13 protein-coding genes are annotated in these 13,369 nt (G+C 67.7%); 10 read left to right on the top strand and 3 right to left on the bottom strand.

The genetic code is table 11. The features are described from left to right. The first annotated feature begins 164 nt into the window (after positions 1–164). Positions 165–1,697 (top strand): DUF1996 domain-containing protein, encoded by a 1,533-nt coding sequence (locus QSK26_RS39000; RefSeq protein ID WP_285780394.1) that lies wholly within the window; start codon positions 165–167, stop codon positions 1,695–1,697. A 117-nt stretch (positions 1,698–1,814) separates the two neighbouring features. On the opposite strand, the gene QSK26_RS38995 is transcribed toward QSK26_RS39000, so the two are convergent. Next, a complete protein-coding gene (locus QSK26_RS38995) occupies positions 1,815–2,222 on the bottom strand; it encodes a MerR family transcriptional regulator (RefSeq protein WP_285780393.1) in 408 nt (135 codons plus the stop codon). Between the two features lie 73 nt (positions 2,223–2,295). Here QSK26_RS38995 and QSK26_RS38990 point away from each other — a divergent pair, with 73 nt between their 5' ends. From QSK26_RS38990 to QSK26_RS38960, 7 genes are all read left to right on the top strand, one after another. After that, positions 2,296–3,156: an NAD(P)-dependent oxidoreductase gene (locus QSK26_RS38990; protein ID WP_285780392.1), complete on the top strand. Its 861-nt coding sequence runs from the start codon at positions 2,296–2,298 to the stop codon at positions 3,154–3,156. Between the two features lie 427 nt (positions 3,157–3,583). Further along, positions 3,584–4,312 carry an NUDIX hydrolase gene (locus QSK26_RS38985; protein ID WP_285780391.1) on the top strand — a complete coding sequence of 243 codons (729 nt, stop codon included), beginning with the start codon at positions 3,584–3,586 and terminating at the stop codon, positions 4,310–4,312. Position 4,313: 1 nt separating this feature from the next. After that, positions 4,314–5,471, top strand: coding sequence for a 5'-methylthioadenosine/S-adenosylhomocysteine nucleosidase family protein (locus QSK26_RS38980; RefSeq protein ID WP_285780390.1), 1,158 nt, complete (start codon positions 4,314–4,316; stop codon positions 5,469–5,471). Beyond that, positions 5,468–7,432 (top strand): hypothetical protein, encoded by a 1,965-nt coding sequence (locus QSK26_RS38975; protein ID WP_285780389.1) that lies wholly within the window; start codon positions 5,468–5,470, stop codon positions 7,430–7,432. Before QSK26_RS38980 ends, QSK26_RS38975 begins: the two co-directional genes overlap by 4 nt. A gap of 150 nt (positions 7,433–7,582) precedes the next feature. Continuing rightward, a complete protein-coding gene (locus QSK26_RS38970; protein ID WP_285780388.1) occupies positions 7,583–7,912 on the top strand; it encodes a TetR family transcriptional regulator C-terminal domain-containing protein in 330 nt (109 codons plus the stop codon). Between the two features lie 81 nt (positions 7,913–7,993). Then, a complete protein-coding gene (locus QSK26_RS38965) occupies positions 7,994–8,524 on the top strand; it encodes an RNA polymerase sigma factor (protein WP_285780387.1) in 531 nt (176 codons plus the stop codon). Further along, positions 8,521–9,678: a CU044_5270 family protein gene (locus tag QSK26_RS38960; RefSeq protein ID WP_285780386.1), complete on the top strand. Its 1,158-nt coding sequence runs from the start codon at positions 8,521–8,523 to the stop codon at positions 9,676–9,678. The genes QSK26_RS38965 and QSK26_RS38960 overlap by 4 nt, the downstream gene beginning before the upstream one ends. Positions 9,679–9,721: 43 nt before the next feature. Here the strand turns inward: QSK26_RS38960 and QSK26_RS38955 are convergent, their stop codons facing one another. Next, on the bottom strand, positions 9,722–10,393 hold the full coding sequence (locus tag QSK26_RS38955; protein WP_285780385.1) for a winged helix-turn-helix transcriptional regulator: 672 nt from the start codon (positions 10,391–10,393) through the stop codon (positions 9,722–9,724). Positions 10,394–10,505: 112 nt separating this feature from the next. Between QSK26_RS38955 and QSK26_RS38950 the strand changes: the two genes are divergently transcribed. Continuing rightward, positions 10,506–11,402 (top strand): SDR family oxidoreductase, encoded by an 897-nt coding sequence (locus QSK26_RS38950; RefSeq protein ID WP_285780384.1) that lies wholly within the window; start codon positions 10,506–10,508, stop codon positions 11,400–11,402. Between the two features lie 175 nt (positions 11,403–11,577). On the opposite strand, the gene QSK26_RS38945 is transcribed toward QSK26_RS38950, so the two are convergent. Next, positions 11,578–12,390: a helix-turn-helix transcriptional regulator gene (locus QSK26_RS38945; RefSeq protein ID WP_285780414.1), complete on the bottom strand. Its 813-nt coding sequence runs from the start codon at positions 12,388–12,390 to the stop codon at positions 11,578–11,580. A gap of 146 nt (positions 12,391–12,536) precedes the next feature. Between QSK26_RS38945 and QSK26_RS38940 the strand changes: the two genes are divergently transcribed. After that, a complete protein-coding gene (locus QSK26_RS38940) occupies positions 12,537–13,367 on the top strand; it encodes a hypothetical protein (protein WP_285780383.1) in 831 nt (276 codons plus the stop codon). Positions 13,368–13,369 lie beyond the last annotated feature (2 nt).

Raw genomic sequence — 13,369 nt, 5'->3', positions numbered from 1 at the left:
CGGTCGGGAGACGGGCCGGGCGGAGGACGGACGACGACGTTCCGAGCTTTCTGGAAGTTTTCGTTATCCAGTCGCGACCTGGGGGTCTCCTATGTGGCGGCGCGAGTCAGTGCCGCCGGACGTCCCCTTCAGGACTTCCCGACAGGACAAGGACTCCATTCACCATGAGCACAACCGCCTCGCGCGGCATCCGAGCCCGACGCGCGTCCGCTGTACGTCAGGTCCGCAGACTGGCGCTGGCCGGTGTTCTCACCGGCCTCCTGGGCACCTCCATACTGAGCGCCACCTCCCCGGCCGCCGCGGCCGAGGTGCCCCTCTCGCAGGGCCGTAACGCCATCGCCTCCTCGGCGGAGCGCGGTGACCTGTCAGCTGCGGCCGCCGTCGACGGCAAGACCGGCACCCGCTGGTCCAGCAAGTTCAGCGACCCGCAGTGGCTCGCGGTGGACCTCGGCAGGTCCACCGCCATCAAGAAGATCGTCATGAACTGGCAGGACGCCTACGCCACGGCGTTCCGGATCCAGACCGCCACCGGCAGCAACGGCCCCTGGAAGACGGTGTACAGCACCACGGCGGGCAAGGGCGGCGTCCAGACCGTCAACGTGTCGGCCACCGGCCGGTACGTGCGGCTCTACGCCACCAAGCGGTCCGGCCGGTACGGCGTCTCGCTGTGGGAGTTCCAGGTCTTCGGCACCGGCTCGGGCACGTCAACCCCGACCCCGACCCCGACCAAGCCGACGCCCACCGCCACCCCGACCAAGCCGACGCCCAGCGCGACCCCCACCAAGCCGACGCCCAGCGCGACCCCCACCAAGCCGACGCCCAGCGCGACCCCGACCACCGGCACGCCTACCGCCGGCTGGGTGCCGGTGAACCAGGCCGAGTGGAAGAAGGCCCTGGACGCGTACAACAAGGTCGCACCCGAAACGGTCCCCGCGGGAATCGTGCGCGTCCCTGAGTTCCAAACCAACTGCACGGTGTCCAACCAGGCCAAGGACGACCCGATCGTGCTGCCCGGCTTGCCTGGCGCCTCCCACATGCACACCTTCTTCGGCCCGAAGGTGACGGCGACCACCACGCCGGCAGACCTGCTCGCGAGTTCCACGACCTGCGACGCGCCTGGGGACAACAGCGCCTACTGGGTGCCGCAACTGTTGCGTAACGGCAAGGCGGTTCCGATCAAGAACTTCCGCGTGTACTACGGCGCCCGGCTCAAGGACCCGTCGGAGGTCGTGCCGTTCCCGCCGGGTCTGGTCGCTGTGCAGGGCGATGCGAAGCGGAACGTGGCGACGCCGAAGGGTGCCCCCGGCCAGTTCTGGTGCGCCGGCAGCGCGGAGATCGGCCGCAGCGCCGACGGCAACTGGCCTGTCTGCGCACAGGGCGGCAACCTGATCTACCAGCTGATGTTCCAGGACTGCTGGGACGGCAAGCACATCGATTCGCCTGACCACAAGTCGCACATGGGGCCGATGAAGGACGGCCGGTGCTCCGGTGCCTATCCGGTCGCGGTCCCCAACATCTCGCTCATGGTCGGCTACGACTCCCTCGGCGGTGACGGCCTGGCGCTGTCGTCGGGCATGCCGTCCTCGATGCACGGGGACTTCATGAACGCGTGGAAGCCGGAGAAGCTCGGCGCGCTCGTGAAGGTCTGCATCAACGCACGCGCCAAGTGCGGCACCACGCCGGGCTGGGGCCGCTGACCGATCCCCGCCGCCGCGCGTACCGTGCCGGTGATCCCGCGTCTCGCGGGGCTCTCGGCACGGTACGCGCGGCCGTTCACCGTATGAGCCGCCCGGGAAACGATCACAACAGCTCGCTCAGGCGGGGACGGACTCCTGGTCGGCATCGTGAAAGGGGGGATAGCTCTCGCCGGCCATTCGATCGGCCGCATCGATGTAGTCGGCAAGGGCGTCGCGGGATTGGGCGAGCCTGTGCATCTGATCGTCCAGTCGCTGCAGCCGTGACCGCATCGCGGCCAGCAACTCGGGACATCCGAGCAGCTCCGGGGCCTCTCCGATCGCACACGGCAGCAGGTATGCGATGTCCTCAGAGGACAAACCGGCGCCGAGCAGGTGCCGGATCTGCTTCACCCGCAGCACGGCTTTCTCGTCGTACTCGCGGTAACCGTTCGCGCCCCGGTCCGCCTCCAGCAGGCCCTGGGCTTCGTAGTAGCGCAGCTGATGGGCGTTCACGCCCGTCCGGCGACTTAATTCTCCGATCAGCATCGAACCCTCACTTGACCTTCACACCGGTATCAACGTTGACGATGCTGCCATGAACAGCAAAATCGATACACCCGTGACAGTCATCGGACTCGGACTCATGGGCCGGGCACTCGCCGGCGCGTTCCTGAAAGCCGGGCATCCCACAACCGTGTGGAACCGCACGACCTTGAAGGCCGGCCAACTGGTGGCCCAGGGTGCACGGCTGGCGCCAACGGTTGGCGACGCGTTCAAGGCGAGTTCCCTGACGATCATCTGCGTCACCGACTACCAGGCCGTGCACGAACTGCTCGGCGCGAGCGACGGCGCGCTGGACGGCAAGATCGTGATCAACCTGACCTCGGGCGACTCCGCCCAGGCCAGGGAAGCCGCCCAGTGGGCCGAGCAGCGCGGCGCCCGTTACCTGGACGGCGCCATCATGGCCATCCCCCCGGCGATCGGGACCGCCGAGGCGGTGATTCTGCACAGCGGGCCGCAGCCGGACTTCGAGGCGCACAGGTCAACGCTCGACGCGCTCGGCACCGCCACCTACCTCGGCGCGGACCATGGGCTGGCGTCCCTGTACGACGTGGCCGGCCTCGCCATGATGTGGAGCGTCCTGAACGCCTGGCTCCAGGGCACGGCCCTGCTCAGGACGGCCGGTGTCGACGCCGCAAGGTATGCGCCGTTCGCCCAGCAGATCGCTACCGTCGTGGCCGAATGGCTGCCCGGGTATGCCGAGCAGATCGACAGCGGCTCCTTCCCGGCCGAGGTGTCGGCCCTGGAGACCGACGCGCGCGCGATGGCACACCTGATCGAGGAGAGCGAGGCGGTGGGCGTCAACGCCGAACTGCCAAAGTTGATCAAGTCGATGGCCGACCGCTCGATCGCTGCCGGACACGGCGGAGAGCAGTATCCCGTACTGATCGAGGAGTTCGCCAAACCCGGCAACGCCTGACCGATCCCCACCCCGGGACCCAAGCGGTCTCGGTGAAGACAACGCCGGGCAGGATTCCTGGGGCTATCCCAAGACCAGGGCTCCGACCCACCCCAGCTCACACTCACTCGTGAACACCCCACCCAGGGTAAGGCCGCTTCCGATCATCGGAAGTGGCCTTTTCGTGCCCATACAGCAGCGAAATACGGCTACGAGCTTCCAGCCTTGCTTCTCGTGCGACCTGTGCACCTCCCATCCTGGGGCTGGTTGACACTCCACAGATGGTTTGGCTGTGTCCCGGCGAGGTCCGAGTTCGGGGCTCCGACGGCCAAGCGCCGAAGTCGACGCGTCTGCCTTGTCGCTGTAGCGCCAGGTGCCAGGACGTGCGTCCAAAAGTGACAGCATGCTGCCTTTTTTGTCAGTACGACAAAAAGCTAGGCTCCCATGCATGACCGATGACGGATGGGAACCGCCGCGTATCTTGCTCGCGGTCGATCTGGTGATCTTGACGTTGCGTGAGTTGAAGCTGCACGTTCTGCTCGTCGAGCGCGGCATCGAGCCTTACAAGGGCGCCATGGCGCTGCCTGGCGGCTTCTTGCAGCATTCCGAGGAGGACCTCACCGCCGCGGCCAACCGTGAGCTGTCCGAGGAGACTGAGTTGGACGTGAAGGCGTTACGACTGGAGCACTTGGGGGTGTACGGCGCTCCCGGTCGTGACCCGCGCGGGCGGGTGGTGTCCGTGGCCTACCTCGCGATCGCGCCACGGCTGCCAGAGCCGATCGCCGGAACGGACGCGGCCAGCGCCAGATGGCAGTCGGCCGAGCGGGTGCTGTCTGGAGACCTGGACCTCGCCTTCGACCATCGGCGGATTGTCACGGACGGCGTCGAGCGTGCCCGCGTCAAGCTGGAGCACACCGCCCTCGCCACGGCCTTCTGCGGGCCGATCTTCACGATCACGGACTTGCAGGAGGTGTACGAGGCGGTATGGGGGATCCCGCTGGATCCCAGGAACTTCTACCGCAAGGTCCAGAAGACCGAAGGGTTCATCGTGGGGGTCGGTTCGGTGCGGAAGGCCGCTACTGGACGACCGGCCCGGCTGTTCCAGGCCGGCCCTCGTGAGCTTCTGTACCCGCCGATGGTCCGGCCCTCCGAACCGCCCAGCCAGAAGGAGCAGTGAAGTGAGCAACACACCGATCGTCATCCTCACGGCGCTGGACCTGGAGTACCAGGCGATCCGGGAGAAGCTGGCCGCTCCGCGACTGCGCCGGCATCCTCAGGGCACTCGTTTCGAGGTCGGTCGTCTCGTGGACGGCCGAGCCCGAGTGGCTCTGGCCCACGTCGGCAAAGGTAATCACTCCGCGGCGGTGCTGGCCGAACGCGCCATCGCAGTGTTCAAGCCTGCCGCACTGCTCTTCGTCGGTGTGGCCGGCGCCTTGCATTCTCACATCGCCTTGGGGGATGTGGTGATGGCCACGCATGTCTACGCGTTCCACGGAGGTACGAGTCAGGACGACGGGTTCATGGGACGGCCCCGGGTCTGGGAGACCTCGCACGTCGCCGATCAGATCGCCCGGCACATCAGCCGTAGCCGCTCCTGGATACGTGATCTCCCTGCTGACCGCCCTGTTCCCGAAGTCCACTTCGGGCCGATTGCCGCTGGCGAGGTGGTCCTGAATTCTCGGGTTTCCGCGCACGCTCGCTGGATCCGAGAGCACTACAACGACGCGGTGGCCATCGAAATGGAAGGTGCCGGTGTGGCGCAGGCCGGGCAGCTGAACCGGGCACTTCCGGTGGTCGTGGTGCGGGGAATCAGTGACCGCGCAGACGGCAGTAAGGAAGTCACGGATCGAGAGGCATGGCAGCCGCGAGCGGTGGCCAATGCGGCGGCGTTCGCCGCAGCTCTGGCCGAAGGGCTGGCTACCGATGAACAGCACGGTGAACCTATGGCCACGGAACCGATGGGGAGTTCGCGCATGCACGAGACGACGCACAATGTCGCGAAGGACAACGCCCGAGTGGGTGTGCAGGCCGGCACTGTCTACGGCGGCATCCGCAGCACCTCCGGGCCGGGCCAGCCCGTCGACCTGGCGGAGGCGCTCGCCGGTTTTCGCGCCCGAATGCAGCGGGCGCGGGCGGCCGGGAGGCTGGACGAGGACACCTACTCGGCGGCAGAGGCGGAACTCGCTGTGGCCGAGGAGGCGCTCCAGTCGGACACGCCGCAAAGCCGAAGCACGCTTACCCTGGCGCTCAAGAAGGTGCGTGGGCTCATCGCTGACGTGGCCGAACTGGCGGCGAACCTGTCGATCGTGATTGCCCTGGCCCAGGGCCTGTCGTGACAGAACCAGGGGCCACACCGACGAACGTTGCTGAAGATTCCGCGCACGTCCTCGTGCAAGCCGGCGTCGTGCATGGTGATGTCAACCAGTATATGACCTACGCGGATAGCCCGCCTGAGAGGAAGTTTCAGGCAGGCGTTCATTTCCTCGACGGTGGTATGCCGGGGCGAGCCTGGCAGCTCATTCAAGATGCCGTTGCAGGCGGCTACCGGACCAACAAGGTCTGTTTCCACTGGCTGCTCGCCCTGGTGAGCGGGAGAACGCGGTATGGGCTGTCCAAGGAAGAGGCGGCAATGCTGCGGAACGAGCGGAATCTGTTCCGCCTCACAGGCGACGATGAGTGGGCGGAGGGCGTGCGGACCATTCGCCGTCTGCTCGACTCGGCGGGAAGGAAGGAAGCGGATACTCGTGTCCTGTTGAAGGAACTGGATGAGCTCGGCGAGCCCCAGCGTGCCATGATCTTGCGACATCTGGAACAGTTCCTGGATGGCCCGATCGCCGAACAGATGTGGCACCGTGCCCTGTCGCAGGCCAAGCGAGAGCAAATGGCTGGCGACCGGGCGAACCGGCTCTGGAAGTTCTTCGAGCCCGCTCCGTTGGGGCTGCGGGAACAGGTAGTGCAACAGCCGAATACTCCTCTCGGCGTTTATGTCCGAATCGTAATGGCGACGGCTGTCTTCCTTGCGGCGACGGTCCATCTCGGTTACATGCTGGTCCAGGGTGGCAGGGTGATTGCCCTTCTGGCCTACTTGTCGAGCATCGTCGGCGGGTACTACGGCGTGCGAAAGGGGGTGGAGTGGCGCTTCCGCGTACTACGGCGCCGTGCGAAAGACATGGAGTACGGGCCGCCTTCGGCCAGCAGGAGCGACGGGCAGCCCGAGGGGTTCGCCAAAAGAGTGGATCATCGTGTTGATCACTACTTTGCCGTATATGTTCCCTCTGGTGTGGACCGTGAGCTTTGGCTGGCTAGCACAGCAGGGATCCGCAGGAGCCTACGCGACGAACTGGTCGAGATCTACAGGGAGAAGCGGGTCGGGGTAGAGAAGATCGACTGGCTGATCCGGCACCGGGTTGGCGTTGTCCGACGTCGCTGGCAGGCCGGCACGCTGTGGAGTTACCGTGGGGAGCTTGCCACGCCCTTGTCCACCAAAGCTGGGACGGTCCTCGGGCTTGCTGCTTCTGTAGCTGGCGGGACCTGGGCGGTGAGTGAGGCGCTGCTCGTCGCTCCTCTGGGCGCCTTCTTTTCGACGGTTCTCGGGCTGGCGAGTGGATGGCTTGGTGTCCGCGCTGTGCTGGGCGTTTTATTGGAGCGACGACGGTTCGCCGCCGACAAGCGCGAGAGCATGCAGACATTAGACGGGGACCGGGAAGCCCTGGGGCAATGGCGGGCGAAGTTAGCGGACAAGCCCAAAGACCGGGAGATGGCTGTCTGGCTGGACTGCGAGCGGAAATTGGTGCTGGACGAGGTGCTCAAGCACTACAGGCTGACAATGAGCAACGTCATCGCGCACGCCTTCATCGAAGCGCCTGCCCCCTCCACCAGGCGTGCACGGGTGACGGGCGGTCCTTGGCGCTACAGGAAGTATCGGCTCCTGGCTTTCCTTCTCACTGCGGACGGTGTGCGCCAGCTCACCGTCGACCTCAATTTCGACGAAGGCGCGTTCCGTGTGCGGGAGCGGAGCAACTACCGCTTCGACATGATCGCAGCCGTACGGGTGAGGCAGGGAGATGACGGCGAAAGCATTTTCGAGCTCGCTATCGTGGATGGACAGAAGATCAGCGTTCAGGTGATGGACCCGGGAACGGAAGTGCTCCAGGAGGGCGAGACCCCCGGAGCGGTATCCGAGGTGACGCTGGACGCTTCGGGTCTTCACTACACCCTGCACGTTTTGGAGGGAATCGCCGCGGAAGGGAAAGAGTGGCTTGAGCACGAAAACCGTCGCGGCGGGGAGCGAGCGTAGAGTTTCGCTACAGCCATGCAGTACTCACATTCTAGAGTGCGCCCTTGGTGTAATTTAGAGGCTTCGCCAAATATTCATCTATGTCAAAGGCCGCTTTGTTGGCAGAAGTTGGCCTTTGGTCACCTGTAGGGTTCTGCGCCGCCCAACCGGGTGCTGCGCGCGATCGCGATGGAACTGCTTCCGCTGGACGAGGAGCGTGCCGTCGAGGCGAGGGTGGCCGCGGCCTTCACGATCCGCGCCGCGGCGGACCCGGATCTCGCGGTGCTCTTCCGTCCGCAGTACGCGCTGTTGCACACCTCGGTGGCCGATCAGTTCCGACGGGCCGGCGTGGCGAACCCCGACGGCGACGCCCGGGAACTGCTCTGCCTCATCGAAGGCTTGCGCATCCAGCGGCTCCTCGGCGGGATCGGCGATGACACGACCGTGGCCATGGTGGATCAGGTCCTCGATCGACTCGAACCGAACGCGCTGCGAGAGTGACCGATTAGAGAAACCGGCTCACTGGCGTAAGACCTCCTCTGCTTCGGCCATTACCCGTTGAGAGTCGTCGAAGGAGCTTGTGTGCTGAACGATGAGGAGTTCGCCGCGACAGTCGACGCGTACCGGCCTCGGGTGTACGCGTACGCGGTGAGCCGGTGTGGTCGCCAGCTGGCCGAGGAGGTGGTCAGTGAGACGTTCACGGTGGCCTGGCGGCGGCGGGGTGACATTCCCGCGAAGGCGCGGTTGCCGTGGCTGCTGGGTGTCGCACACAACGTGATCCGCGACCTGCATCGCGGTGAGCTTCGGCGGGCGGCGTTGAACGAGGCGTTGCGGTCGTGGGCTGACCAGGTTCAACCGGACCCGGCGGATGAGGTGGCCGAGCGGGCCGCGGTGCTGAGGGCTCTGGCCATGTTGAGTGACGGGGACAAGGAGGTGCTGACGCTGGTCGCGTGGCACGGGCTGACCTCCGCGGAGGCGGCCAAGGTGGTCGGGAGCTCACGCTCGGCCTTTTTCGTGCGGCTGCACAGGGCCCGGCGGCGGCTGGAGGCGGTCATGAACGACCTGCCTTCGCCTCGTCGGCGGCACGCGTTCGTCCCGGAGGGGGAGCAGTGAAGCGCAAGAACGTACTGGACATCCTGGCGGCCGCCCGTCCCGCCGATCTCGACCTCGCCGGGACTTCCCCCCTGAGGGCCGAAGAGCTGCCCGCCCCCGTGAGAGCGCGACGAGCCAGATGGGTGGTGGTCGCCGCGTCGCTGGCGACGGTATCGGTCATCGGTGCGGTGGCGATTCCGCGGCTGATGTACGCCGGCACCGCCACCCCCTCGATGGTCGCGTCCACCGGGCACACGCTTGATGGGGCGGCGGACCGGGCGGCCGAGACGCGGCAGGCTCCCGGGGACTACTGGCACACCGAGGGGCTCATCCTGCAGGAGCAGGTCATCGGGCCGCCGGACGGTCGGTACCGGATCAGGACCCGGATCGAGACGAGCCGATGGGCTCCGCGCGACCCCGGCCCGTACGTGGTGCTGACCGAGCGCGGCCTGCCCACCGTGCCCACCTCCCCGTCCGACCAGGAGGCATGGCGGCGCGCGGGAGCGCCCGAGCTCTGCGGCGACGACACCGACTGCGAGAACGACACGGCGCCGCTCGGGCGCACCAGGTTCATTTTCATGCCCGGCACGTGGCCCTACCATGATCAGGGGCTCACCCTCTCGGCGGGTGAACTTCTCGACCTGCCTCGGGACCCGGCCGTGCTGAAGGAGCGTCTGCTGTCGTTCTGGTCGGCGTACGAGGCCGGCATGGCCGGATGGCCCGCACCGCCGGCAGGGGCGTCCCTGCCGACGAAGGACTCCTGGCTCCTCACCCTGTCGCTGGAACTGCTGCAGACGGCGCCCATATCAGGCGGCACCCGCGCCGCGCTGTACCGGATGGTGGCCGACCTGCCCGGCACCCGAGCCCTCGGGCAGGTCCGCGACGCCGGGGGGCGCCTCGGGGTCGGCGTCGGATGGGCTCGGCCACAGGGTGACGGACAGAGCGAGCAGCAGCTCATCGTGGACGAGTCCACCGGCCAGGTGCTCTCGCTCCAGCACGTCGTCGTCAAGCCGTGGTCGAAGGACTCCGGTGACGAGGGGCTTGCCGGGCTACCCGCCGGCACCGTCTATCACGCCCTCGTCTACCAGCGGGCCACCTGGACGGACACCCCTCCGGAGATTCCCGCGCACTGCCCCGTGCCCAGACAGGGTGCCCGGGAAGACTGCGTCGAGTAAGGCCCACGCCGGGCGGTGTTCACCAGGGAGTGACGGCGCCCGGTCAGGCCGACGGCGTCTCGGCCGTTTCCGGGCGGGGGAAGGAGCCGATCAGACGCTCGACCGTGCTCACGTCGCCGGACACGGTGACGTCTCCGGCGTCTACGGCTTCTTCCAGGGGGCGCCTTCGGGTCAGTACGGCGGCGAAGGTTGTGGTGTCGGTGGTGACGGTCGCGTCGGGTGCGTCGGGTTCGCCGCGGGTGATGTCGATGGTGCCGTCGGCGATGCGCACGGTGACGCGGTCGTCGCCGAAGATCAGCGCGTAGGTCGCGGACAGGCCGCCGCCCGCCTCGGAGACGAAGTCCCCGCGAAGCGCCAGCATGAGGGCGTCGACGCTGATGTCCGCGTCGAGATCACGAAACGGTGAGAGCCGGCCCCAGCGGCCGAGGTGGACGAGGACCGGTTCGAGCTGCCGTCCCCAGTCGGTCAGCTCGTACACCCAGGACCGGGCGGGCGGGCCGAGCTTGCGGCGACGCACGATGCCGGACTGTTCGAGCTCGCGCAGCCGCTGTGACACGCGGTTCGGCCCGGCGTTCGGCAGCCCGCTGCGCAGGTCGCTGAAGCGCTTGGGACCGAGAAGCAGCTCGCGTACGACCAGCAGGGCCCACCGCTCGCCGACCAGGTCGAGGGCGTGGGCGGCGGCGCAGGCGTCGCCGTAGGTTCGCGTGCTTGACACCCGGCGAGTCTATCCGATGGCCGGTTCCGATACTGATGTGCTTGGTATCGAAGTTATACTAGGAGGTACTTTTATGTAATCTCCAATCGTTCCCCAACAGGAAGAAGGAGCAATGATCCTCATCACAGGGGCGAACGGACGTCCCGGATCGGCCGCCGTCCGCGAGTTCGCCCGGCAGGGCACGCCGGTTCGCGCACTCGTGCGGGACCCGGAGAAGGCGGGCGATCTGCGGGCACTGCCGGGCGTCGAGGTCGCGTACGGCGACATGCTCTGGCCCGAGACGCTGGAGTCCGCGCTGGCCGGGGTGGACCGGGTGCTGATGATCTCCAGTGCCGGCCCGCTGATGCTGGAGACCCAGTGCACGTTCATCGACGCCGCGATCAGGGCCGGCGTCGGCCACATCGTGAAGTTCTCCGGCAAGGATTCGATCGACGGGTTCGACAACGAGAGGTTCCGTTCCAGCCGGAGTCACGAGCAGATCCAGCGGTACCTGGTCGCCTCCGGCGTGCCGTGGACCGTGCTCCGGCCGAGCCAGTTCATGCAGGTGTACTTCGAGGAGGTGCCGGACATCGTCGCCTCCGGCGAGCTGCGCCTGCCGCTCGGTGACACGACGCTCGCCCCGATCGACATCGAGGACATCGCCAGAATCGCCTACGCCGTGCTCACCACCCCCGGCCACGAAGGCAGGACGTACCCGATGACCGGCCCCGAGGCCCTCACCATGACCGACATCGCCGGCCACATCTCCGACGCCGTCGGCCGCCCGGTCCGCTACCGCGACGTGACCTCCGAGGAAAAGCAGCGGGACTGGCTGGCGGCCGGGTACCCGCCGCCACGCGCGAGCGCGTTCGCGCAGCTCTTCCGGGAGCGGAGCCGGCTGGGCCGCTCGACCGTCGACCTGGCCAGCCACGAGCACTTCGGCATCGAGCCGACCACCTTCGCGGAGTTCGCCCGACGTAACGCCGACGTCTTCCGCGGCGCCACCGACTACACCGTCACCCCCGCCTGAGCGGCCCGGAGACGGCAGCGGCGTCCGGCGACCGTCCTCCGCGGTGACCCGATCCGGACCGCCGGGGGACTCAGGGCGCGGCCAGGGCGGGGACTCCAGATCCACGGGAGTGCGCGACCGGGCGGCGCCCTGCCGGCCGCGGGCCTCGCCGGCACGCCGATCTTGTCGAACGCCGCTAAGTGTCGGTGCGCCCGGCCCGGGGCGCGGCAGCGGTCGGCTCCGGGGGGAGCAGGCCGAGGCCGCGTGCCTTTCTGAGCGCCGTGACGCGATCGTGTACGCGGAGTTTGCGGTAGAGATTCTCCTTGTGCTTGATCACGGTTCTTTCCGCGATCTGGAGTCTGCTGCCGATGGCATGGGCGGTCAGCCCTTCGTCCAGGAGGACCAGGACCGCCATTTCGCGAGAGGTGATTCGGTATTCGGTCGGATCGCCGAGTTCCGGGATGCTGAATACGGCCTTTTCGTGCGCGGCCACCGTGTCAAGAAGGGAACGGGCCAGGTCGGCGTATTCGAGGTCCCGATCGGTGAAACCGCGATCGCTGCGGCTCATGATGACGCCACGGATCTGTCCGGGGCGGGAGTTCAGCGGCAGCGCAAGCTGACGGTCGATCCCGATGGCCGCCTTGCCCGCGTGATACGCCTCGCTCTTCCACCACCGGTCGTCGGCGATCTCGTCCAGGGTCAGCGGGGTACGGTCGCCGGTGTGCGCGTAGTGACGCAGCAGCGGGTGCGTGCGCATGTGGGCGTGGATCAGGGCGTCCAGCGGCGCCTCGTGCAACCAGTCCGGTGAACCGGTCTGGGCGTGACCGGTGCCGGCCCGCCAGTCCAGATCGATGAGCACGGCCAGATCCACGGGCAGATCGGCGGTCAGCCTCTCCATGAGCAGCGGCCACACGCGCACCGGCTCGCGCTCGGTGAGGATCGCCTTCGCGAGGTCGTGAATGCGTCTGGCGTCGTGTCCCGACAGGGCCGTCATGACCACATTGTGCATGATCGACACACCGGCTCACGAGCGAATCATGAATGGCGCCGGAAATGCACTACGAACTTCTTCGTATATCGGATTCCGCTGACCTCCTGGGACGCTATGGTCCGCCGTGAACGGGGGACGGAATTACGGCATACGGAGGTCGGCGGGTGAACACGGAGACGCAGTCGCGCGCTCCATCGGAGCAGGACGACGAATCAGGCCGCGGCGCCGTCCGCCGGGCCACCGCGCTGGCGGGACTCGGCTCGGTCGCCGACGTGGCGGCGATCGCGCAACTGGTCACCACGGAGTCACGGCACGGGGTCCTGGTCGCCGGTCTGCTGTCGGTGCTGGCCGGGACGCTCGGGCTGATCCAGCTCTACGGGCGGCCCGTCCAGCTGCGGGCCATGGTGATGGTCGCGCTGATCGCCGTCGGCGCCGGGCTGACCGGCGCGATGATCCAGCAGTATCGCGTGGACGCGGGCGCCGAGGGCACCCCGGCCGCCTCCACTGCGACCCCGGCCGCCTCCACCACGCCGCCCCCGACCCCGACCCCGACCCCGTCGGCCCCGACCGCGGGCGCGCCGACCACCGTCCCCCGGCCCACGGCTTCACCGCCGGCCGGGGGAGTGATCCGCGAGGCCGAGGCGTCGTTGCGCGACCAGGACTACCTCGACGTCGAGACCGGCCGCATCGGCACGATCGACCCGGCCGCCAGCGACCTGTGGTACGTCAGCCCGTACCGCTCGCTGTGGACGGCGGGCGGGGGCGAATACCCGATCACCACCGTCGAGGCGCGCCCGGACTCCGCCGGCTGCGCGCGGGAGCTGGCCGCCCGGGACTACGACCAGGTGGAGGTCGGCAGGCTGACGCCCGGCTCCTGGGCCTGCGCCCGTACCGCCGAGGGCAACCTGGTCGCGATCCGGTTCTCCGCCATCCCGACCGGCGACGCCCCGCTCAGGATCTCCTACATCGTCTGGCGTTTGACCTCGGAGGAGTAGGC

Source organism: Microtetraspora sp. NBRC 13810, assembly GCF_030268685.1.
Classification (GTDB): Bacteria; Actinomycetota; Actinomycetes; order Streptosporangiales; family Streptosporangiaceae; genus BSRQ01.
The sequence above is the reverse complement of the archived record's forward strand: the minus strand, read 5'-3'. Positions and strand labels throughout refer to the sequence as shown.